Source organism: Streptococcus sp. 1643 (assembly GCF_006228325.1).
In the GTDB taxonomy this organism is placed as follows: Bacteria; Bacillota; Bacilli; order Lactobacillales; family Streptococcaceae; genus Streptococcus.
On record NZ_CP040231.1, the window covers coordinates 1,783,415 to 1,807,523 of the forward strand.

The window sequence follows — 24,109 nt, forward strand, 5'->3', positions numbered from 1 at the left end:
TACACATATTTCTTGACAGGGCTTTCATATTGAGATACAATATATTTGAAAAGAGTATATATAAAATTTTTATATAATATAAAGGAGGTTTCCCATGTACTTCCCAACATCCTCTGCCTTGATCGAGTTTCTCATCTTGGCTGTACTGGAGCAGGGGGATTCTTATGGTTATGAGATTAGTCAAACTATTAAGCTCATCGCCAATATCAAAGAATCTACGCTCTATCCCATTCTCAAAAAATTGGAAGCCAGTGGCTTTCTGACCACCTACTCTAGAGAGTTTCAGGGGCGTATGCGCAAATACTACTCCTTGACCAATCGGGGCGTAGAGCAGCTCGTTACTCTAAAGGAAGAGTGGACGCTCTATACCGACACCGTCAACGGCATCATAGAAGGGAGTATCCGCCATGACAAGAACTGACTATCTGACTCAGTTAGAAACCTATCTCAATAAACTGCCTGAAGCTGACCGCATCGAAGCTATGGACTACTTTAAGGAACTATTTGACGATGCCGGCCCTGAGGGCGAAGAGGAGCTTATTGCCAGTCTAGGCACTCCAAAAGAAGCTGCCCATGATGTCCTCTCTGATCTTCTCGATAAAAAAGTCAATGAAGCCCCTGCTCAAAAGAATGACCGTCAACTGCTACACATTGCCCTCCTGGCCCTGCTAGTAGCTCCTATCGGAATTCCGGTCGGGATTGGCATCCTCATGGCCATCATCGGTATTTTTATCGCGGCTGCCTCCGTCATTCTAGCCTTCTTTACCGTCTCTGTGACGGGTATCCTGCTAGGTGGACTCTTTATCGTAGAGAGCTTTAGCGTCCTAGTCGAAGCCAAATCTGCCTTTATCTTGATTTTTGGGGCCGGTTTGCTTTCTATCGGTGCTTCTTCTCTTGTTCTACTGGGCATCTCCTATGTAGCTCGTTTCTTTGGGCTCCTGATCGTCCGCTTGGTGCAATGGATTCTTAAAAAAGGAAAGAGAGGTGACAGACATGCGTAAATTGACAAAAGGATTTCTCATTTTTGGTGTGGTTTCTACAATCCTCGGTTTTATCATGATCATTGTAGGCGCGCAGTCCAATGGTATTCAAAGTTTACTTGCCATGTCAAAAGACCCCGTCTATGACAATCGTATCGAAGAAGTGACCTTTGGAAATGAAGTGGAAAAACTTGATTTGACCCTTGAAGAACATAGCCTAACCATCACAGAGTCTGTAGATGACAAGATCCATATCACCTATCATCCTTCGGTGTCTGGTCGTCATGATCTGACTACTGGCATGAGTGACAAAACACTGACCGTCACTGACAAACAAGCCGCCCAACATCGTTTTCTCGGCTCAGGAATCGAAGGCCTACTTCGTATCGCCAGCAGTTATTCTCACCGTTTTGACGAAGTCATTCTCTCCCTCCCTAAAGGAAGAACCTTGCAAGCCATCACCGTCTCAGCCAATCTTGGACAAACCAACATTCGTCAAGCCAATCTTGAAAATGCGACAATTAAAACAAAAGGCTATCTCTTAAGACTAACAGAAAGTTCTATCAAGAACAGCACACTAACGACACCTCACATCATCAATATCTTTGATACCGAATTAACAGATAGTCAAGTCAAGACGGAGGGGGGACACATCTATGCTGAAAACATCAAGATCCAAGGCAAGGTTGAACTAGACTCTCATCACGACTTAAGACTCTTTCTTTCTAAGACTGAATTCGATCGTATCAATTTAGATATTTCTTCTAAGCACGGCGGTATTTATCGTAAAGCACAAAGAGAACATCCTAAACAAAAAGACAATGAACTTGCCAACCCTTATAAAACGGAAAAAGCAGATGTCAAGGACCTGCTCATTATAAAAGCCAATCAGGATATCTACCTCCCCGAGGAAGAAGAGTACTCTGCTCCACCTAGCAATCATTGACAAAAACGCTTTCATCTGCTAATCTAAAAATAGAAAACGACCATAAAAAAGGAGGTTCCACCATGACACAAGAATGGTTTGAAAGTGCCGATCTTGAGAAGAAATCACCTCAGACAAAATCAGAAATCCAGCCCAACGAGCCTGAGACTTCAGAAACTGTGGAGACCGAACTACAAGTAAGCCAAGAAACATCTGTCTCACCTAAAGAGATGGAAACCCACGAGGAGAAAGCTCCCGAAATGACTGAGGAAACCCAAACCGAGGAAGAGGGAGAAGGGAAAGCTGAAGAGGAACACCAGCAAGAAAACCCTACAAAAGAGAAAAGTATCCTCAGCAATGCTTTAGAAAGCCCCTATATCCCAGATATTGACCCTCGTAAAACAGCCAGATTCAAAGAAGAAATCGCACTATTTTGGACTTGGCTGCTGGATGCTATCCAAGAACCAACTGCCAGCAAGACTACGGACCAAAAGCATCGTTACAGTGTCTTTGCCCTGCTCACTTTGCTATCCTCAATTAACCTTTTCTTTAGTATCTATCATATCAAGCACCTCTACTATGGCTATATGATTTCTATTGCTAATAGTTCTCCTAACCAGCTCCCTCCTTTAGATCTCTTTGCTGGCCTTTCTATCTTGGTCGCTAGCGCTCTATTTTACTTTTCTATCATTTTGGGAGGCTTTACTGTCCGACGGGTACTGGACCAGGAGAGCGACTTCACATTCCAAGAAGCTTGCGATCGTTACAGCCGACTCTTTGCTATCCCACTTGTCCTAACGGCTCTAGCAAGTTTCTTTGCACTCTTTGGGGGCTTACGATTTGCTGGCATCCTAACTCTTCTCAGCATGGCCATCTTTGCCCTTGGAAATCTCTTTGTGATTAGCAAGCCAAGTAAGACCAGTAGCCTTGACCCATTTTATCGATTCTTGCTAGCTGTCTTACTTGATGGCGCTATTCTCTTACCCTTCTTCATAGCAGAGCTTGCGCTAACAGTAGACTACCTTCGCATCCTGACATTCTTTTAATCAAAATCCCTGCCATTTGTTAATGACAGGGATTTTTATGCTTACTCTTTTTTGGACAAGGTCTACTCGATGCTTGCCAATTCTTCAAAGTCTTTTCCCAAAATGGCTTGTACTTCTAATTGATTAGCATCTAATTGCTGGTAAAATGTTTCTGGTAGTGACTCTAGGAATTTTTCATAATCCAAGCGAGCGATGGATTCGTAGTCTTCGGCTTTGGACCCATCACCAGAAATCGTCACTAGGTCAATCTCCCAAACAAGCTCCTTGCCTGCCAGCTGCTCGGTATAAGGAGCTGGTACAAAGGGTTCCTTTGGCAAAATCGTCTTGACTCCTTGGGCTAGGTGATAGATACCGTGTACCTTGCCCTGAGCATCTGGGTAAAATTTTACACTGGCAAGGTAGGCATCAGAGCCTTGAACCTTCTTGACCAGCTCTTCAAAACGTGCCAATCCATCCTCAGCCAAAAAGCTCTCGAGGTATTCCTTGTTGAGATAGATAGGGGACAAGAGCCCTTGGCAGTATACTAGACGAGCCGCTTTGTCAGCTAGATAATTCTGAACTATTTGTCGGAAATAAGCTTCAAATTCAAACCCTTCTAGCCCTTCTACCATTTGCCCCAAATTACTCGATAGGGCTTGGAGGAGAGCCTCTACAATCTCCCAGTCCGCTCTGGTAAGGAAGTCTGGAATCACCACTTGATAGCCTTTTCGACTATCCGCATAGTTGACCTTGAAGAGAAATTGTGACTGACCTACAATCCCACACTCGATATACTCGAGACGATTGAGGGGCTGACGGAGATAGACCGCATCATAACTGTGTGACTCCAAGCCCTCCACCAAGGCCAAGATAGACTTGGCAGTCAAGACCTCCTGTTGTCCTAGAATGCTTTCTTTATTTGGGATAAAAAATGTTTTCGCCATAACTGGCCTCCTTTGAAATCGTTTACATATAGTATAACCTATTTTCCTGAAAGATACAGAAACAAATTTTAGATTTTTAGATAAAAAGCATAGAAAAACAGCCCCTGAAAATTGCTTGACATTCAGCAGACTAAAAGTAATCGGTATTCACACACCCTAGAAATGCAATAAAGACGACCAAAGGAATCGTCTTTATTTTCTGTAAGTAAATTCTATATAGCTTATACTGTCCTTATCTATATTGCTATCTGACTTTAATTTTGTAGCTAACTGCCATGCTTGTTCAAAATATTTTCTATATACCCCCACCGATTCCTTTCAAAGAATATGGATAAGACGCATAAGATGATGAGACAAAAATAACCTCTTCCTTATCAATTATTACAAATTGAATCTTTGAAAATTTTATTTTTTCTTCCTTATTATCAAAGTATCCACACGAATAATTGGAATCGTAACTTAGATGTTCAAGCATTTCGTCTATATTACGCTTATAACTAAAGGTAAGTATTTCTTTATAATCTCATATATCTTTTTATGATTGTAGATCTTTTTAATTTGCCTATCAATTTAATTGCCTACGTGTCCCTTCTTAGCATCATTTCTTCGTATAAGATTTATTTTCATAAAATCTTGCTAATTAAAGTCACAAAATCAATACATATTCTGAGAATATATCTGAATTTCATAGAAAAGCAATGAATGAACTTCTAAGAAAGCAAAAACTCATTCTGAGCTCTTCTTACTTTTTATCCTGCTGCGTCAGTTCCTGATTGTAGGACAAAGCTAGATTGATCCAATAAGACAGTTCTTTTTGTGCTTCACCATCTAAATCAATATAGCCATGATAAAGCCTACCCTTCATTAAAGTCACACTGGCACCATTTTTAGGCAGAGTCTGCTTTTCCAGTTCCTTACCGATGCGCACCATGACAAGCTCTTGACCCTTTTCTGAACTCACAGTCACGGTCATCTTACCTCGGATCATAAAAGCCAAACCACCAAACATCTTCTTCTCTTCTACCTCTTCTTCAAAAACATGAGGAGGAAGTTCAGTAGCTAAAATGGCACGGACTTGCTGGGCTAAGGATTCACTATATGCCATCCTTCTACCTCATTTCATCACATCCCAGCCGATACCAAAACGGTCAATCAAGCGGCCATAAAACTCTGCGAAAGCCTGATTCTCTAGAGAATAGAGAATCTGCCCACCTTCAGCAAGCTTAGCAAAGAGCTCATCGGCTTCTTCTCTACTGTCTGGGCTCAGAACTAACCATTGATTGGGCTGATGATTGCTAGGAATAGACAGGTCGTTAAAAATGCCTACATCCTCACCATTCAGGGTCAAGTTTTCCGTATCTAAGGCAATCCAAGCAATCTTATCCCGTTTTGTTGCAGGAAGGCCAGCTGGATCCATCATCTCACTGGCTCGGACAAGTCCCTTAATCTCTGTCTGAAAAAGGTCAGCATAAAAACGAAAAGCTTCTTCGGCCTGGCCATTAAAACTTAAAAACACATCTAATTTCATTATTGTTCCTCCGATTTCTTATATCTGAGAATAACTCTCTACCATCAGTGTATCAATTATGGCAAAAATTTTCTTATTCTCAATTGCGCTTGTTTGGCTAGGGAACGCATGATTAAAACTGGAAGATTAACTGTAATAGGTGGATCGCTGGGCAAGGGTCTGCGCATGCTGATTTCCTCCTGATAGATGCTATCGCCTGAAAAAGTGAGAGGCTCATCGCTGCCCCAGCGAAAGTTATGCTTCAAGACATAGTTTTTAGTTAGGCGTAAATCCTCCAGCAATTCACAGGCCAAAAGATAGTAGCGACCATCGGGTACATTTTCAAAAGTAAACTGTCTCTCCTGACTCAGTGCTACTCCGATAACCGGCTCTTCTTTGGGTATTCGGGTTTTAAACAACCCGACACAGCTAATGCGTGGTTCATACCCCTCGGGATAAGATAACGCCACAGTCAACCGATTGCCACTTTTGTGGTCAGGATCCTGATGCAACAAAGCTCCCTTCTCATCCAGCTGTTTTACCATAAAATCATAAGCCTTGGTTGATTCTTGGTAGTATTTTTTAGGCGAAAGTCCAGTATGCCGCTTAAAAGTATTGGAAAAACTGCCTAGACTATCATAACCAGCTTCCATAGAGGTCTCGGTCACATTTTGCCGGCTTTCTACAATCTCCTGAATCCCTTTTTCCATCTTAAGAGCTTCCACATATTGCTTGATAGAAAAACCCATCTTTTTCTTGAAAGTTCTAGATAGATGGGAAGGACTATAATGGAAATGCTCAGCCAAATCGGTCAGACTCAGCTCTTCATCTGCATGCTGACGCAGATAGGCTGCTACTTCTTCCATGATATCTTTAGACATAGACTTGCTCCTTTCCCATTTATTTAAGTTCATTATATCACATCAAAAAGAAAGGACAAAAAATCAGAACTGTGGAAAGAAAACCAGAAATCAAGTGATAATCCGCGAGATGCCCCAAGAATCAGCGGAAATAGTCTGCTTTCCCAAATCTCTGTCCAGCAAGACTTTTACCTGTAGATAAATGATAAAAAACTTTAGACGTTTGAATCGTCTAAAGTTTTTAGTTTTTCTTAGGAATTTAGAAACTTGCCTTACCATCAAAAATAGTCAGCTTATGTAAATTTTCCATGCCTGCAATAATGGGTCTAGCTTTTGCAATGAGATTTTGAAAAACTTCCAAGGTCAGACTGTCATTGTGAGCTTGCTCGCTCTCCCAAACCTCATAAATATAGATGCTGTTGGGTTCGTCTGCCTTCTCTCCTAAGATATAGCAGAAACAAGTATCAAGATTTTGCATTTCTTTGACAACTTCTTGCATATAAGCAGCAAGTTCCTGCTCCTTTCCTTCTTTGGCAATTAATTTACCATAAACGCAAAATTTTTCCATTAGGATCTCTCCTTATTACTGAGCTACCACTGTTTCCAAGCTTTCACCGATAGCAGCTAAGCGCTCCACCACTTCTGCTTGTGTCAATTCATTTTCAGCAACATAGCGGTTTCGTGGGTGAACACGGCACTCGTGTGAGCATCCACGAAGGTACTTGTCTTCATTTTCTTCTGATGTCAAGATACGACGGTTACAGAAGGGATTGCCACAGTTGACATAACGTTCACATGGTGTTCCATCAAACCAGTCTTTCCCTACGATGGTTGGGTTAACATGGTTGACATCGACGGCGATACGCTCGTCAAAGACGTACATTTTCCCATCCCAAAGCTCGCCTTGAACTTCTGGGTCTTTACCGTAAGTTGCGATTCCTCCGTGCAATTGACCAACATCTTTGTAGCCTTCACGGACCATCCAGCCTGAGAATTTCTCACAGCGAACCCCACCTGTACAGTAAACCACGACACGCTTGTCCATGAATTTTTCCTTGTTGTCACGAACCCATTGTGGCAACTCACGGAAGTTGCGGATGTCTGGGCGGATAGCCCCACGGAAGTGTCCTAGGTCGTACTCATAATCGTTACGTGTGTCAAGGACCACTGTATCTTCGTCAAGAAGGGCCTCTTTGAACTCTTTTGGAGACAAGTAAGCACCCGTCGTTTCAAGTGGGTTGATGTCGTTGTCAAAATCGTTGTCTTCCAAACCAAGGTGGACAATTTCTTTCTTGTAGCGAACAAACATCTTCTTGAAGGCTTGTTCATTTTCTTCGTCAATCTTGAACCAGAGGTCTTCCATTCCTGGGAGGCTGTGAACGTAGTCCATGTATTTTTGAGTTGTTTCGTAATCACCTGAAACAGTCCCGTTAATCCCCTCGTCAGCGACTAGGATACGGCCTTTGAGACCGATTGATTTACAGAAAGCCAAGTGATCTGCCGCAAATTGCTCTGCATTTTCAATTGGAGTATAGAGGTAGTAAAGTAAGACACGAATATCTTTTGCCATAAGATTTGTTCTCTTTTCTATTCTTAAATTTTCAGAATTTTTCATTCAACTATTCTAGTATACCCACTTGGGAAAACGAATGCAATTTATTTGACCGGAAATTATATAGAGAGACCTGCCACTGTACTTCATCAGTAACCATACCGAATCGCAGATAATTCTCTCAATTTTTTGACTTGCTTAGCTTGACTTTCTGACAAACCCAGCTTATTTTCAATCAACACACGTGAGATGTCAATGTTCATTTGGCTCAGAATAAATGGAGTAGAGATTCCATCATCCTCTAATCGTTTTTGATAAATCACTAACTGATTTTTCAAGGGAGTAAGTTGAGGCGCAGCCTTTATATCTTCCAATAGATGATCAATGATCGTCATGGCTTCACAACGTCTTTCACTTCCTCCAGCAAACCATTTTAATGGTGTCATACTCATTTCACTCCTGAAATTCGCTTATAAATTGAAAAACTATAATTCCTAACTCTCCAGCCAGTATTTTACCCAAACACCCTATGTAAAAAAGTCAGCAAAAATGGCAATGTTGCTACGATATTATTGATAACATGCACCGCATAGGATGGATAAATGCTCTTGGTATAGCGGGTCAAACCAGCAAAGATGATTCCAACTGTTGCAAAGACGAAGATATCTAACAGACTAGGCAGGCTTGAAAAATGAGGGAGAGCAAATAAAATAGAAGGAAGAAGCAAATCAAGAGCAAATCTCGAATCTTTAAAAAAGGCGTGTTGCAGTAATCCTCTATAGATTAACTCTTCCATCAGTGGAATCAGAAAGAACAGGGCTATATAGATACCTAGCTCTGCAAAGTTAGTCCCACTATAACCAATCAATACAGCCCAACCTTCAGCAGTTGACTGAACATGTTTAGCTGTCTGAACGTTAAAAAAGATCTGGAGCACTACCACTAATACTGTCAAAATCGAATACCAAAGCCATTTTTCTCTTGGAATGCGAAAGAGATAACCATGGCCTGTCTTAACCAGAATCCAAATCATGACTCCGATAAATAGCAAACTCAAGATATTTTGAATCCAGAAGAAATTACCAATAGTTTTGGACAATAAGCGTCAGCTGGGAAAGGCCAAATACGAAAAATAGGTAAGAGAAGACAGCACTCATTTTGAAAAGAAGACGATATTTTTTCATAATAAATCCTCTATAGATGTATGTGTATCACATCGTATAAACCCTCAGAACCACTCTTTTCATTTTTACATCCTAAAAATCACTACCTCCCCTAGAGAACTAAGGAAGGCAGTGATCACATTTTTAGGAATTAGGAATGAATACACGAAATCAATCGTTCTTATGATTTTTTGTTTTTCAAGAATTCGTCGTATTGTTTTTGCATTTCGTTCAATACTTTTTCGTAGGCACCTTCAGATTTCAATTTTTCCATCAATTCTGGAATAGCTTTATCTGGGTCTACAGTACCAGTGTTGATAGCTGTATCAAATTGTTGCATTGTGTTAGAAATTGCTGAGATTTCAGATTTCACATTGTCAGTGTTAAAGATGAATCCAAGTGCTGGAGATTCTTTAGCTTCTGCCAATTGTTTCTTAGAATCTTCGATTTGTTGGTCTGTAACGTTTTCGTTGATGTAAAGAATCCAGTTGTTACCAGTGTTCCATCCACCCATGTGAGTATTTCCTTTGTAGCCATCAAGGACGCGTACACGGTTTTCTTTACCTTGAATTTTTTCCCAGTTCTTGCCTTCTGGACCGTAAACAAGACCGTTCAAGAGTTCTGGGTTCGTGTTCAAGAGGTTCAACACTTCCATTGATTTTTCTTTGTTCTTAGAGTTGTTTGAAATGACAAAGTTAGCAACTTGTGTTGTTTGGTTTTTCTTGATAAAGTTAGTGATTGGTTTGATTTGGATATCTTTGTTAGCAACACGTGAGAGCAAGCTGTTACCATAGTCAGCTGGTCCTACTGTTTCTTCACGAACGAACCAAGTATCTTGTTGAAGGTCAAATGAAGTGTCGCTGGTTGCTACGTCTTTTGGAATGTATCCTTCTTCATAGAATTTGTGAAGAGTCTTCAAGTGTTCTTTGAAACGAGGTACTTCGTAACGGTTTACAATCTTAGTAGTGTCTCCTTCAAGGTCGATAACAAATGGAAGTCCATTTGGTACTGGGTAGTCAAAGTTATCAGATGGGATAAAGTTCTTCGTAACCGCAAATGGTACTACATCTGGAGCTTTTTCTTTGATTTGTTTCAAGACTGGCTCAAGTGTTTCGTATGAAGTTACACCTGAAATATCGATACCGTATTTAGCAAGAAGAGTTCCGTTGAAGGCAAAGTTTTGAGATGATGCAACGTTAGCTGCAACTGGTACTGCATAGATCTTACCGTTTACAGTGTTCCCTTTGATGTAAGCTGGGTCAAGTGCTTTGTAAAGCTCTGCTCCTTCTTTTTTATACAATTCAGTCAAGTCAGCATAAGCACCTTTTTGAGCATTTACGACATAGTTAGACGCAAATGCGATATCATAGTTTTCACCAGATGATGTGATAACAGACATTTTCTTATCATAGTCACCCCATCCAAGGTATTGGATATCCAATTTAGCACCGACTTTTTCTTCGATGATTTTGTTTGCATTTTCTAGCAATTCATCCAAGTTATCTGGTTTGTCACCGATTTGGTACATTTTGATTACAGGTTTTTCACCTGAAGTAGTATCTGCAGCTTTTTTGTTGTTACCTGTAAGGTTTCCACAAGCAGCAAGACCAGCAGCCAAAGCGACTACGCTAGCAGATGCAAAAGCATATTTTTTCCAGTTTTTCATGATAAAAACTCCTTTTTTTATTTTTAAACTTATAAACGATTTAATGATTTTTAACTTCAATCGCTATGATGAAGTTGGGAAGGGAGAAACGGTGTTTCTCAGCAAGTGCTATTCTTTCACACCACCGATCGTCAAACCTTTAACAAAGTAGCGTTGGAAGAATGGATACAGAATCGCGATTGGAAGGGTTGCAACCACAACCATGGCCATACGACCTGTTTCTTTTGGTAGAGCAACTCCCAGTTGGCCAGATAGGCCGACTGCTTTTGCAATGTAGTCCATATTTTGCTGGATTTGCATAAGCAAATATTGCAATGGATACAAGTTGTCACTCTTGATGTAAAGAAGGGCGTTGAACCAGTCGTTCCAGAAACCAAGAGCTGTCAAAAGCGTGATGGTTGCGATACCTGGAAGTGACAATGGCAAACAAATCTGGAAGAAGATCCGAGCTTCACTGGCACCATCGATACGAGCAGATTCGAGAATGGCTTCTGGAATGGTCTTCTTGAAGAAGGAACGCATCAAGATGATGTTGAATGGTGAGAGAAGCATTGGAACAATCAAGGCCCAAACGGTATCACCAAGTTGAAGCAGGCGAGTGACCACGATATAGCCTGGTACCAAACCAGCATTGAACAACATACTAAGAAGAGCGAAAATCGTAAAGAATCTGCGGTACTTAAAGGTTGTCCGTGAGATGGCGTAGGCATAAGTGGTTGTGATGAAGACGTTGGTCACTGTTCCGACTACAGTTACAAAAACTGAGATAAAGAGCGCTTGGAGGATCTTATCTTTAAACTGAGCTAGGAACTGGAATCCATCTACACCAAACTTCGAAGGGAAAAAGCTATATCCATACTGGAGGATGCTCTTTTCGTCTGTCACCGAAATGATGATAACGAAGATAAAGGGTAAGATACAAGAAAGAGCGATCAAACCAGAGATAATACTAAAGAAGATATCTGCTTTCTTACTGAAGGAGTGAATGCCGACATTATCGATTTTTTCTTTTTTAATTTTCTTTTCTGCCATATTCTCCTCCTTTCTAGAACAAAGCTGAGTTTGGATCAACTCGTCTTGCAAGCAAGTTTGATAGGATAACCAGAATCAAACCGACTACGGATTGGTAAAGACCGGCTGCTGAAGCCATACCGATATCTGCTGTCTGAGTCAAACCATTAAAGACATATACATCCAAAACGTTGGTTACATTGTAAAGCTGACCAGCATTGTGTGGGATTTGATAGAAGAGACCAAAGTCTGCACGGAAGATATTTCCGACTGCAAGGATGGTCAAGACTGTTACAAGCGGAATCAACTGAGGAATGGTTACGTTGCGAATACGTTGCCACTTGCTAGCCCCGTCCACTGTTGCTGCTTCGTAGTAGGTTGGGTCAATTCCCATGATCGTCGCATAGTACATGACACTGCTATATCCAAAGCCTTTCCAAATACCTAGGAAAAGGAGAAGGTATGGCCAAATGCCTAAGTCAGCGTAGAAGTTGACTTCCTTCATGCCAATGGATGTTAGGAAATGGTTGAAGACCCCTTTGTCAATGTTTAGGAAGGCATCTGTAAAGAAACTGATGATAACCCATGACAGGAAGTAAGGGAACAACATAGACGTTTGGAAAATCTTAACCATTCTCTTAGAGCGGAGCTCGCTGAGGATGATGGCAATCCCTACTGATACAATCAAACCGATAAAGATAAAGCCAAGATTGTAGAGAACGGTATTTCGAGTGATGATAAAGGCATCTTTTGAACTAAACAAGAATCTGAAATTATCTAACCCGACCCATTTACTATTCACAATACTATCTATGAAACCATTACTGGTCATATGGTAGTCTTTAAAGGCGACCACATTCCCAAATACTGGAATGTAAAAGAATAGAATCAACCAGAGTGCCCCTGGTAAAACCATCAAGAGAAAGATCCAGTTATCTCTCAAGGTCTTTGAAAACTTTTTCATAATTTCCTCCCTTTTTATTCCTAAAAACTGATTTCATCGAATTTTTAGGTTTGATAACGATTACATTATTAGTATACTCCTATTTGAAGGTCAGGTTAAACTACTAATTATAGAAAAAACTCCACAAATTATTTTTTGTGGAGAAGTTTTTTATAAGAAATAGGTTTCACGAGGAACACTCTGAACAAGGGACACGGTTCTTGTTTTTATACTCAATGAAAATCAAAGAGCAAACTAGGAAGCTAGCCACAGGCTGCTCAAAGCACTGCTTTGAGGTTGCAGATAGAACTGACGAAGTCAGTAACATCTATACGGCAAGGCGAAGCTGACGTGGTTTGAAGAGATTTTCGAAGAGTATTAAGTCGTATAAATCGTTGAAGCTGTCGCAATGGTATGCCACTGGTTGGCTGTTGTGGCTGCAAAGTCCTTGTCTGCGTAGAAGTCAGTAAATGGTAGGATTTCAACTTCTAGCTCGTCGATGCAGTCAATCTGCCCTGCCAGATAAGCCTCTATACGGCTTTCTGCTCGTTTGATACGTTGCAAGAGTCCGCCCATACGGATATCGACTGTATCCAAACCAAAGACCTTGTTTTCTTTCAACCATTGGTGGCTAAAGAGGGCATGGAAGTTTTCAATCTCGCTTCTAAGTTTTGGTAATTCTTGTCTTGCGATTTCTCTCAGACTTTCTTTATCGTTTACTTGGTAGGCCTGACGAATGCGTCGTCCCACATCCACTTTACTGCTTAAAATCTGGTTCAACTGGGCCTGAGTTTCAAAGAGATAAGCATAGTTCCCAGCTTTTTCTTTAATGTCAGAGAGAATCTCAGCTGCCTGAGCGAAGTGTGGTTTGTCCTGTTCAGGTGTCATGTGTCTGTCAAGAATCGGACAGAGAACATCCTGATAAAAGACATAGCGGTTGGGATTGATACCACTGAGATTATCTGGCAGGTCTGGCAAGAGGTTGGCTAGGTCGATCTGCATGAATTCCTCAACTGATAGACCTGTATTGGTCTTGAAGTGAGCAGACAAACGGTCTAGGTCATTGCGGTAGCTGAGTTCTGCCCAGATTTGCAGACTTGGTAGAATAGAGAGCTGAGCAGTTTCTCCACCATTGTCCCCCCAACCCGTCACAATCACTTCTTTGATATCATTGGCGCGGCAGGCTTTGTTGGCTTCTACAGCGATGAGACGGCTGAAATGGTTGTTGGGCGTAAAACCGATCCACTTCCAAGCACCACCTGCAAAGGCAATATCTTGGCTAATCTTGTGGTGATTGCGGAAATTGCGGTTGTATTTTTCCTCGCTGTCCTGATAATAATCCCAGTAAACCAAGGTTACACGATCTTTAAGTCGGTCGAGGTAGACACGCGTTTCCTCTGGAATTTCCACGTCACGATCGTACTGGCCATCCGCTGACATGAGTTTGAAGAACATATCACTCCACATCTGACAATGGAAACCATACTTGTCAGCAATATCTAATACGCGCTCCAAGTGTTGGCACATGAGGAGACTACGGTCCACAACACCGTTCAAAATGAGGTAGCGCCCCAAACCAACCAAATGGGCTTCGTCCATCCCGATATTGACCTTGCGAGTCTGCAGTTTAGATAGAGTGGCAAACATGCCATCAATCAGGTCATAAACCTTTTCTTCTCCAATGAGGAGAATGTCCTCTACATCACGAAGTTCCTGCACTTCCTTGACACCCCATTTGACAAAGGCCGACAAGTGGGCCAAGGTCTGAATGCAGGGCACAAAGGTCATGTCAAACTGCTGAGCGTAGGCTTCGATTTCCTGTAACTCTTCAGCTGAATAAGCCCCACGGAAGTAACCAAAATAAGGCCGCCCCTCAATCTGGTAGGTGTCTTCCATGTAAAGCTCAAATGTTGAGTAGCCCATGAGTGCCAAAACCTCAATCATCTGCTTGGCAGAAGCGACATTCAAAACTGCATTTCGAGAACAGTCTGCCATATAGGCCAAATCTTCATAAGCTGCCTGCTCCTCAATCTCGACCTTACCCCCTTCTTCCAGAGCTGTTGCCAATAAGGACAAGGCGCGATAGAGTTGGTGAGGTTTGCGATAGGTTAGTTGATAGTGTCCTACCTCACCCTTGATAGAGATAGAGGCTTGGTCAGACTGAGCGACTGCAACTTCCACATCTGGTAAAGAGATATGCTTTGTTAGCAAGTCGATTGCCTGAGTTTGTTTGGGACTAAGTCCTGTAAATCTTACCATTGATTTTCCTCCTGTAGCCAGTTGACAAGGGCACCGTAGAGATTGGCATCTGCGTGATAGGTGCAGGCCTGGATAACTGGTGCGACCGTGTATTCTTCGTAGGTCTCGACAAAGTTATCGACAGCCTTCCTGACGCCTTGGATAAAATCAGGGTTTTGGCTGATAGAGCCACCCAGACTAATGACATCTGGATCAATCAGATACTGAATATTGAGCAAACCTTGCGCCAGATTGCGGTTCATGCGCAAAATAGCTTCTTGACAGAGAGCATTGCCTGCTGCGGCCTCTTGGTAAATCTTGCGACCATCCCAGTCAGTCTGACCAGATTTTTCAATTACGTAGCGAACCATGTTTCCTGTAGAGGCTAGTAGCGACCAGTTGTTGAGTTTTTCAGCAGGTGCAATGGTTGTCATATAGCCAAACTCTCCTCCCAAGCCATGACGACCTCGGTGAAGTTTTCCATTGATAATCATAGCTCCGCCAATTCCTGTCCCAATAACGACACAGGCTGCATTTTCAATCTCTGGGTGAGCCAGCAGTTCACTAAGTCCAACACAGTTGGCGTCATTTTCTAGATGGACAGGGAGTTGATGATGAGCAAAAGCTTCATACCAAGAAAAGCCATGAATATAAGGCACGGCACTGATTCCCTCAATCACACCTGTTTCTTGATTGACCGCGCCTGGAACACTCATGGCGATCCCACTATAATCTTGTTCTGACAAGCGTTGGTCTAGCCAAGCTAGTAGATCCTCCAAACTTTCTGGAGTTGGGATGCTTGTCTTATCCAATATTTTCCCATCAGGAGTCAGACTGGCAAACTTAATCCCAGTCCCTCCGATATCAATCGTTGCAATGGTCATTGTTCTTCCCATAAAAAGGGGCGAATCAGTAGTTAGTCCTTACTCTTTCGCCCCTCCTTTCTATCTCATAGTATTAGTTATCAAACACTTTAAAACTGTTAAATGTCTTCTTTTTTGATCAATTCTGTGCGAATTTCTTGTGGTGCTAAGAGTCCTGAATGAACTGGATATGGTCGCTCAAGTAAGTCAAGAATGGTTTGTTGGTGTTCAGATATGCGCACATTTTCTTGGCTCATATTGTAGTAACGGAAAACATATCCTTCTTCATTTTCAGCTACCTTAAAGGCTGTCGGGCAGACTTGTGGTAAGCTGAGCGCCGCATGGCTCAAGAGGCTGCCAGTCGCTGCCACACTTCCTTCTTGTTTAGCGACCTGAAGACTAGTGAATGGTGTTTGAAAGGCTTTGGCACGACGGAAAGCTGAGAAGCGTTCCCCTGCTTGGTGGCATTCCAGAGCAAACTCGACTTCAAACTCGCGCAAGCACTGAGCCTCTGGTGTTGGGAAGTAACCCCAGTCTCCTAACTCACCTGAGGCACGAAGAATGGTCACTGCAATAGTGTCATCTCCAAGGATTTCATACTCGTGCAGTCCTTTATTAGCCACCGTCACCCCTTTTTCATCATCATAAAGGCTGACAAAGGCTTGTTGGTGTTGTGGATTTTCAGGATTTTCCCAAGAAGCAGCTGGTTTGTTTGGTCTTGTCACCACCTCATAGATACTTTCAGAGTCATTGCTTGGACGAGTGTTATGAGTCTTAACCAAGAGACGGATACGGTGGTCCTTGGCTGTGTTAGTAAAGCGAGTCTTGAAACGAATTTGTGGATTGTCAACAAAGACGGTCATCTCTGTTTCAAGAAGAATGCTTGTCAATTCTTCTGAGCGCCCAGCTTCACGCGTCATAAACTCGATGATGCCTCTTTGTTCTGCATCCAATTTTTCGTCTGCACTTACTGGAATTGTCAATTCATGCTTGAGCAAAATCTTGGCAAAACGAGCTGTATTTTCCAAAACTTCATAGCCTTTCAGCTCGGCGTAGATAGGTTCTGTTCCTTTTGGTTGGAAGTAGATGTACTCATTTCCGATGTCACCACGGTCTTCAAAGCGAACAACATCTTCATAAGCTTCATGAGTTGTCTTGTCGTAGACTGTGATGTTTTCATCCACACTTACCGTTACAAATGGCGTATCAATCACTCCATTTTGGTAAATACCGTCACGGTGTTCTTGTTCTCCTTCAAGCAATTGGAAGGTTGTCCAAGAAAGTGGTGCCAGATGAACCGGCACTGTCACGCGCACTTGTCGAGCGATACGAGCCTGACGGAACTTGTCTTTTGGTAAATCATACTCAAAATTAGCTCCCAAATCTTCGATTTTCGCTTCTACAGCATGTCCTTCCAAGTCTTCGACACGGTAGTTTGGCAAGGTCAAGGCTGCCATCTTCTTATAGCCTTCTGTTGGGTGCAATTCTTTGAAATCACAAGTCGCCACATCAATCACTGTGCTGACAGTATCAACCTTGTCATGCAAGCCTGTATTGATAACCGTAAAGAGATGGTCGTTTTGAGCTTCCTGAGTTGCAATTTTACCCTTCCACTCGTTGAGAAGGTTAGTTTTCACAAAGTTTCCGACTTGATTGACCTTAGCAAAACGTGTCTCCATCTCACGGTGAACCTCGTCCACACTACAGCCACAGATACTATCATGGGGTGCATTTTGTAGAAGGACTTTCCAAGCATAGGTCAACTGGTCCTTGTGGTTGTGGCCGCCAGTGATGACCGTCAATGGTTCCACCACTTGTTCTAGCAAGTTACTGTTTTTTTGGAAAGCTTGTTTAAGGTAAATACGGGATGAAGAAGTATTGGCAAGTGTGTACCAGCCATCTGTTTCTTGACTGGTCAACTCACCTGTAACCGTAGATAGTTGCTCCGGCAGAGCACTTTCTACTGCGTGGATATAGTCGTCAAATGAACTATGCACAAAGGTCACATCTGGGAAGAGTTCATTTGCCACACGAATGGCTTCACTCAGATTTCGCTGTACAGGCTGGTGATCACATCCGTTCATCATCAACCATTGGTTGGTCGAAGCATAGTCACGCACGTCTGACAATTTTTGTTTCCAAAAGGCCAAGGCTTCGTCCTTATCAACTGGGATTTCATTCCCATTACTATACCAGTTGGCAAAGAGGATACCGAGAACACGACTTCCGTCCGCGCCCTGCCAGTACATTTCTGAAAACTGGGAAGTAAACTGCTCATCTTCGAGAACTTGGTTGTCAAATCCAATCGGCTTCACACCACGGCCAAAGGCTGCCACGTGAATGCCTGATTTTTGAAGGATTTGGGGAGCTTGTCCCATATTTCCAAAGGTATCTGGGAAGTAACCAATCTGAGTGGATTTGCCCCATTTTGCACATTCTGCTTGACCAATCAAGGTATTGCGGACGTTGGCTTCGCTAGAAATCAAGTAGTCATCCTGCAAGATGTAAAAGGGACCAATTTTAAGTTTGCCTTGGTCGATGTAACCTTGAACCTTATCGCGATTTTCAGGACGAATTTCCAAATAGTCATCGAGGACAATGGTTTGTCCATCTAAGTGGAAACTCTTGAACTCAGGGTCATTTTCAAAGAGCTCAAAGAGATTGTCAAATAATTCCACCAACTGCATACGGTGGCTTTCAAAAGGCAAGTACCACTCACGATCCCAGTGACTATGTGAGATAATATGTACAACAACATTTTCCATGAGTAAAACCTCATTCTAACTTAAATTTTAACGTTTTAAATGTAAAGGTGTGATTCTGACAAGAATCGGTGAAACTAAAGCGAGCTCCTTATACTCAATGAAAATCAAAAAGCAAACTAGGAAGCTAGCCGCAGGCTGTACTTGAGTACGGCAAGGCGAAGCTGACGTGGTTTGAAGAGATTTTTGAAGAGTATTAGCGGATATCCAAGTAATCCAAGACTAACTCGCAGAACATCATGTTGGCCCAGGAGAACCATTCACGAGAGTAGAGAGTCGGATCGTCTACGTGGAAGCTTTCGTGCATCACACCGGTTCCACCATCGCAGGCAACCAGCTGGTCCAGCAAGAATTTCTTCTCTGCCTTATCTCTTGTTGTCAAGCCTTGGATAGAAAGGGCAATGGGCCAGATATAGCGATAGAAGGTATGAGAACTTCCTAGGCCACTAGCGTATTTCCCTTGGTAGAAATATGGATTTTCAGGGCTCAGAATAGTGCGGCGTGTAGCTTGATACACTTCGTCTTCAATGTCGCAATAGCCCAGATAAGGCGCCGCCAACAAACTTGGTACATTTGGATCGTCCATGATGCTGGCATTTCCTAAACCATCCACTTCAAAGGCGTAAATCTTTTCACCCTTGCTGTTAGTTGTGTAAGCGTAATTTTCGATGCCTTCTTGGATTTCAGCTTGCAGGCGTTTAGCGTCTGCCACGATGTTTTGGTTATCAGCTAGATCCAGTTCTGCAAAGATTTCTTGAACATAACCCAAGACCACTACAGCAAACATATTGGACGGAATCAAATAGCTATACTGGCAGCAGTCATCACTCGGACGAAAGGCTGACCAGGTCATACCTGTCACTGCAAAGGCAGGTCCAAAGCCATCATTTACCAGAGTATCTTCCTTGCGGTCCGTATCACGGACAAAACGATAAGGAGAGTTCTTGTGGTCTTGTTCCACTGTCCAAAGATGAAGAATTTCCTTGGTCGCTGCGACAAAAGTCTCATCAAACTGACTGGTCTCGCCAGTCTCTTTCCAAAGGAGATAAGCCAGCTGCAAAGGATAGCAAAGCGAATCCACCTCGTACTTGCGTTCCCAAATCCAGCCATTAAGCTCTGTGTGATCAGTCTCATGGTGCCCCTTCCAGTTTTCCTCAATATTGAAGGAATTGGCATAAGGATCCTTGAGCACCAAAGTCATCTGACGCTTGACCAAACCTGCAATGGTCTGACGCAAGAGAGGATCTCTTTTAGCCACGTGCAGGTAGGGTCTGAGTTGGGCTGTCGAATCCCGAAGCCACATAGCAGGAATATCCCCTGTCAAGACAAAAGTTGAGCCATCTTCTAGAATCTCGACCGTATTGTCCAAGGTGTCTGTATAGCAACGCTCGAAGACATCCACCCACTCCGGATGGTCCTTAGCCCGCTCCGCTACTTCATCCAGCCATTTTCTAACAATTTCTTTCGAATAAATCATCGTGCAGTTTCCTCTTTCAAACAAGTTTCATGTTCAGTATATAGTTTTTGAGACAGAAAATACATACACAAATGATAGTCATTTTTCTACAAAATTGCTTACTTTCGAACCCCATATCTAAAGGCCTCATTTTTCTGATATAATGTAGAAAAACAGCTAAAGGAAATACCATGAAACCACTACTTGAAACCATCGATACCCGCTTTGGGACTGCTAGCAAGCATGCCTTCTCTCGGGGAAATACCCTGCCCTACACGGGCGTGCCTTTTGGGATGAATTATTTTGTGCCCCAGACCAGTGACCAGGAGGGAGCTTGGTTCTTCGATCCGCATCTGCCCATCTTTCAGGGGATTCGCTTAACCCACCAGCCCAGCCCTTGGATTGGGGACTACTCGTGGCTCCTTCTGACACCTGTCACAGGTCAGCTTGGGGGAGACAGTCTCTTTCACCGCCAGTCTTCTTATGATATAGATAAAGCTTGCTTCCAGCCTCACTATTTGAAACTCTTTTCTCTGCGCTATCAGATTGAAACCCAGCTCACACCGACTTGCTATGGCGCTTCTATGCGCCTAGAGCAAAAGCAAGGCAAAGCCCTCGCCCTCTATCTTCACGCAGCAGATGAACTGACAGTGGAGCAGGTAGATAAGCGGACTCTGTCCCTAAGACAAGAAGGCAAAACAGAGACCAATAAAAATCCACTGATACTCTTCACCGCCCTACAAATAAATACGGATATTCTTGCTGTCAACCAAGAAAGCGGAGACTGGCGGATTGACTTCGCAGATAGCCATGCCGAGATTCAACTAGCGACTTCCTTTATTTCTCCTTCTCAAGCGCTGCTCAATCTACCTCAAACGGACTTCGATAGCTGTAAAGCAAATGCCCAAGCAAACTGGGAAAATCTCCTCCACCGTTTTGATATCGTGGAGACAGGGGAAACCGACCGGACCTTCTTTGACCACTGCCTTTACAGACTCTTCCTCTTCCCACAGACTTTTTATGAGGTTGATGAATCAGGGCAATCCATCCACATGGACCTGGCTACTGGTACTGTCAAGCCCGGTGTCCTCTTTAGCAACAATGGTTTCTGGGATACCTTCCGCACCACCTTCCCCCTCTTTGCCCTTATCATACCAGAACACTATCACCGCTTTCTAGAAGGTTTCCTCAATAGCTACCGCGATACTGGATTCCTTCCAAAATGGCTAGCCCCAGATGAACGTGGTATGATGCCTGGTACTCTATTGGACGGCATTATCGCAGATAGCGCCTGCAAGGACATGGCCCCCGACCTAGAAGAAGAACTCCTCCAGGCCATGCTTGAAACAGCCAGCAAGTCCGACCCTCTCGGCATCAATGGCCTCCACGGACTAGCCCAATACCAAGAACTGGGCTACCTCTCTACCGACCACCACGAAAGCGTCAGCCACACCCTAGACTACGCCTATAGTGACTTTTGTATCGCCAGCTGTGCCGAAAAGCTTGGTCAGAATGACATCGCGGAAACTTATAGAACTGCGTCACAAAATTACCGCCATCTATTTGACGCTGAGACAGGTTACATGCGAGCCCGAGACAGCCAAGGAAACTTCCGCCCTGACTTCTCTCCCTATAGTTGGGGACGCGACTACGCCGAATGCTCTGCCATTCAAGCGACTTTAGGCGTCCTCCATAACATCCCAGGCTTAATCCAGCTTATGGGTGGAAAAGAAGCCTTCAGCAATTATCTTTTGAAAGCCTGTCAGGACGCTCCTCTCTTTGAAACCACCGGCTATGGTTACGAGATTCATGAAATGAGCGAGATGGCAACAGCTCCCTTTGGACAAGTCGCCATCTCTAACCAGCCTAGCTTCCATATTCCATATTTCTTTCGCTACAGCAACTACCCAGACTACACTGCTCTACTCATCAAGACGCTCCGTCAGAAAGCCTTTCACCCAAGCTGGCAAGCCTATCCTGGCGATGAGGACAATGGCAGTCTCTCTGCTTGGTACATCTGGTCAGCTCTTGGATTCTACCCGACCTGTCCAGGCAAACCCAGCTACGACCTCGGAATCCCTCTCTTTGACCATCTGCGTGTCTATCTAGCTAAGGAAAATAAATGGTTAGATATCCACGCTGAACAAAACCACAGCCACTTCAATTTTGTCAAAGAATGCCGATTGGACAAGACCATAGTATCTAGCATTCAACACCAAGACCTCTTGAAAGCTGAGCAACTGACCTTCACCCTCAGCTGGCTACCAAATCACTCCTAACCAAAAGAACCTTTGCATCGCGCAAAGGTTCTTCTTTTATGAAATTTGGACCTGAAGCTGGTCAACCAGCTGACCATCTACTGTCAAATTCAGATAAAAATCTAAGCTTTTATCTCCTGCAAAATACAAGGTTGGTAGTGTTAGCCTTTTTTCAGTCTCACCAGCTTGAAACGTAAGGACTTGAATCTCGTCCCGATAGGCGACACCATGCACACCTGTCCCTGGTTGAATCGAAATCTTAGCTTCTAAAGGACTGCTAGATTCTCTCCGCTTAACTGTAAAGTGGACATTTTCTCCCTTAATCACAACTAGACTTTTTTCTGAAAACTCTAGTTGCTGAACAGCTTCTTTTTTTGACAAGCTAGGTGTTTTATAGAGTGAAATCTTAGTTAATACTGGCAAATCCTGTGCCTCTGTGATGATTACACGCACCTTCTGAGCCTCTACCATGGATCCTCGCAAAAGGCGTTTATAGCCCACTGTAAATCCTGATCCAAACTCCTGCCAGACACCATCCAACTCTACCTGAACATGGAAAGCAGCGATGCGTTGTCCTAGATTCAAATCTTCCCTCAGCTCGATCACATCAAAAGTTTTAGGTGACTCTAAATCGAGCTCTAACTGGATTGGCAACTCTGCATCACTTGCCCAAGAACTAGCCTCCAGTCCATCTGTCAGATGATGACAAGCAAAGTCTGGTGATAGAGCAGGGCCAGATACCTTGGCTCCCAGAGCTAAATCTTCCCTATAGAGTGTGTCACGGTAGGCAGCAAATTCATAGAGACGCTGGATATCCTTTTCGTCAAAGAGTCCATCTTGGTTTGGCGGAATATTGAGTAAGAGAGGTGTACCCCGCCCTACTGAGTGAAAGTAGATTTCGACCAACTCCTCGAGAGACTTGGGATCCTGATCCTCATGGTAAAACCAGCCCGGCCGAAGAGAAACATCTGCCTCACCGATTGAAAATAGCGTCCCAAAGGGGTCTCCGTGCTGTAGATAATCTAATTCCGCCTCTGTCCCCAACTGGTCTGGCTTGACTTTTTGCCACAAGGGATCCCCTGCATAGCCTCGTTCATTTCCAATCCAGCGAATACTGGTCCCTTCAGTTGAGAAAATCAAACAATCGCCCTGCAAGTCACGAATGGTTTCAAACCAAGTCTCAAACTCATAGTTGACTTTCTGGGCCCCTTCGCCTCGAGCACCATCCATCCACACCTCAGTGAACTTACCGACATTCCCATAGGCAGGATTTGATAAAATTTCCTTCAATTGAGCCAGATAGTAGGCATTGTAATCCGCTTCTCGGTCCACGTGATAGAGGGGACTGTGAGCATCCCAAGGAGACAAATACACTCCCATATCCATATCAAACTCAGTCACAGCTTGGGAAACCTCAAGGAGCAAGTCCCCCTTTCCATCCCTCCAAGAGCTAGCCTTGACCGAATAATCTGTATGTGCTGTCGGGTAGAGGACAAAGCCATCGTGGTGCTTCACCACCAAAATCAGCTTTTTAAAACCTGTTTCTTTGAGCACTCGAACCCATTCACGCGCATCCAACTTGGCCGGGTTAAAACGCTTGGGATCCTCTTGCCCACTTCCCCATTCCTGGTCATAAAAGGTATTGGGGCCAAAATGGATAAAAGCAGCTAGTTCATCCTCTAAATAATCCAGCTGGGCCTGACTTGGTAATGGTCCATGCGGTTTTATTTTCGTCATCATCTCGTATCTCTTTCTCTTGTTTACAAAGTTATCCACAACTTGTGGATAAGAAAACATTCCTAAAAACTAGTTTCTCCAGAATCCAGCTCTTAGACTTGGAAGCCTTCACGCTAAACACACCTTTGTCAAATGGCTCTGTACTAGGATTTCTACTATCTCTCTAGCAAGTTGCTAATATACGGAACTATTATCAGGATACTTCAACTCCCTGAGTTG

Annotated in this window: 20 protein-coding genes and 1 pseudogene; 5 read left to right on the forward strand and 16 right to left on the reverse strand. The window is 43.3% G+C overall.

The annotated features are described in order from the left end of the window. Nucleotides 1-94 precede the first annotated feature (94 nt). From FD735_RS09230 to FD735_RS09245, 4 genes are all read left to right on the forward strand, one after another. Complete coding sequence (locus FD735_RS09230) at nt 95-421, forward strand: PadR family transcriptional regulator (RefSeq protein WP_000273860.1); 327 nt, start codon at nt 95-97, stop codon at nt 419-421. Further along, entirely contained in the window at nt 408-1,001 is a 594-nt protein-coding gene (locus tag FD735_RS09235; protein WP_139659024.1) for a DUF1700 domain-containing protein, read from the forward strand. The genes FD735_RS09230 and FD735_RS09235 overlap by 14 nt, the downstream gene beginning before the upstream one ends. Then, a complete protein-coding gene (locus tag FD735_RS09240; RefSeq protein ID WP_139659025.1) occupies nt 994-1,926 on the forward strand; it encodes a DUF4097 family beta strand repeat-containing protein in 933 nt (310 codons plus the stop codon). The genes FD735_RS09235 and FD735_RS09240 overlap by 8 nt, the downstream gene beginning before the upstream one ends. A gap of 62 nt (nt 1,927-1,988) precedes the next feature. Further along, complete coding sequence (locus FD735_RS09245) at nt 1,989-2,951, forward strand: DUF6574 domain-containing protein (RefSeq protein WP_139659026.1); 963 nt, start codon at nt 1,989-1,991, stop codon at nt 2,949-2,951. 62 nt (nt 2,952-3,013) lie between these two features. On the opposite strand, the gene FD735_RS09250 is transcribed toward FD735_RS09245, so the two are convergent. From FD735_RS09250 to FD735_RS09325, 15 genes and pseudogenes are all read right to left on the reverse strand, one after another. Beyond that, nucleotides 3,014-3,874 (reverse strand): DUF4299 family protein, encoded by an 861-nt coding sequence (locus tag FD735_RS09250; protein WP_139659027.1) that lies wholly within the window; start codon nt 3,872-3,874, stop codon nt 3,014-3,016. A gap of 742 nt (nt 3,875-4,616) precedes the next feature. After that, a complete protein-coding gene (locus FD735_RS09255; RefSeq protein WP_139659028.1) occupies nt 4,617-4,979 on the reverse strand; it encodes a TfoX/Sxy family protein in 363 nt (120 codons plus the stop codon). Between the two features lie 9 nt (nt 4,980-4,988). Further along, a complete protein-coding gene (locus FD735_RS09260; RefSeq protein WP_139659029.1) occupies nt 4,989-5,402 on the reverse strand; it encodes a VOC family protein in 414 nt (137 codons plus the stop codon). 56 nt (nt 5,403-5,458) lie between these two features. After that, nucleotides 5,459-6,262: a helix-turn-helix transcriptional regulator gene (locus FD735_RS09265; protein WP_139659030.1), complete on the reverse strand. Its 804-nt coding sequence runs from the start codon at nt 6,260-6,262 to the stop codon at nt 5,459-5,461. Nucleotides 6,263-6,500: 238 nt separating this feature from the next. Continuing rightward, on the reverse strand, nt 6,501-6,809 hold the full coding sequence (locus tag FD735_RS09275; protein WP_139659031.1) for a putative quinol monooxygenase: 309 nt from the start codon (nt 6,807-6,809) through the stop codon (nt 6,501-6,503). A 15-nt stretch (nt 6,810-6,824) separates the two neighbouring features. Further along, a complete protein-coding gene (locus FD735_RS09280; RefSeq protein WP_139659032.1) occupies nt 6,825-7,811 on the reverse strand; it encodes a rhodanese-related sulfurtransferase in 987 nt (328 codons plus the stop codon). A gap of 131 nt (nt 7,812-7,942) precedes the next feature. After that, entirely contained in the window at nt 7,943-8,239 is a 297-nt protein-coding gene (locus FD735_RS09285) for a bacteriocin immunity protein (RefSeq protein ID WP_176553068.1), read from the reverse strand. 68 nt (nt 8,240-8,307) lie between these two features. Continuing rightward, nucleotides 8,308-8,977 (reverse strand): annotated as a pseudogene (locus tag FD735_RS09290) (lysostaphin resistance A-like protein). Nucleotides 8,978-9,137: 160 nt separating this feature from the next. Then, the gene (locus tag FD735_RS09295) at nt 9,138-10,622 is read right to left on the reverse strand and encodes an ABC transporter substrate-binding protein (RefSeq protein WP_084939959.1); all 1,485 of its coding nucleotides are present in this window, start codon (nt 10,620-10,622) and stop codon (nt 9,138-9,140) included. A 108-nt stretch (nt 10,623-10,730) separates the two neighbouring features. After that, nucleotides 10,731-11,654 (reverse strand): carbohydrate ABC transporter permease, encoded by a 924-nt coding sequence (locus FD735_RS09300; RefSeq protein ID WP_000818344.1) that lies wholly within the window; start codon nt 11,652-11,654, stop codon nt 10,731-10,733. 13 nt (nt 11,655-11,667) lie between these two features. Further along, nucleotides 11,668-12,597, reverse strand: coding sequence for a sugar ABC transporter permease (locus FD735_RS09305; protein ID WP_139659034.1), 930 nt, complete (start codon nt 12,595-12,597; stop codon nt 11,668-11,670). A gap of 357 nt (nt 12,598-12,954) precedes the next feature. After that, nucleotides 12,955-14,835, reverse strand: a complete 1,881-nt coding sequence (locus FD735_RS09310; RefSeq protein ID WP_139659035.1) for a beta-N-acetylhexosaminidase — start codon at nt 14,833-14,835, stop codon at nt 12,955-12,957. Continuing rightward, on the reverse strand, nt 14,829-15,698 hold the full coding sequence (locus tag FD735_RS09315) for an ROK family protein (protein ID WP_176553076.1): 870 nt from the start codon (nt 15,696-15,698) through the stop codon (nt 14,829-14,831). Before FD735_RS09315 ends, FD735_RS09310 begins: the two co-directional genes overlap by 7 nt. 98 nt (nt 15,699-15,796) lie before the next feature. Then, nucleotides 15,797-18,442 (reverse strand): alpha-mannosidase, encoded by a 2,646-nt coding sequence (locus FD735_RS09320; RefSeq protein ID WP_139659037.1) that lies wholly within the window; start codon nt 18,440-18,442, stop codon nt 15,797-15,799. A 193-nt stretch (nt 18,443-18,635) separates the two neighbouring features. Continuing rightward, on the reverse strand, nt 18,636-19,916 hold the full coding sequence (locus tag FD735_RS09325) for a glycoside hydrolase family 125 protein (RefSeq protein ID WP_049504571.1): 1,281 nt from the start codon (nt 19,914-19,916) through the stop codon (nt 18,636-18,638). A 170-nt stretch (nt 19,917-20,086) separates the two neighbouring features. Between FD735_RS09325 and FD735_RS09330 the strand changes: the two genes are divergently transcribed. Then, on the forward strand, nt 20,087-22,174 hold the full coding sequence (locus FD735_RS09330) for a GH92 family glycosyl hydrolase (RefSeq protein WP_139659038.1): 2,088 nt from the start codon (nt 20,087-20,089) through the stop codon (nt 22,172-22,174). Nucleotides 22,175-22,210: 36 nt separating this feature from the next. On the opposite strand, the gene FD735_RS09335 is transcribed toward FD735_RS09330, so the two are convergent. Further along, the gene (locus tag FD735_RS09335; RefSeq protein WP_176553077.1) at nt 22,211-23,890 is read right to left on the reverse strand and encodes an alpha-L-fucosidase; all 1,680 of its coding nucleotides are present in this window, start codon (nt 23,888-23,890) and stop codon (nt 22,211-22,213) included. Between the last annotated feature and the right edge of the window lie 219 nt (nt 23,891-24,109).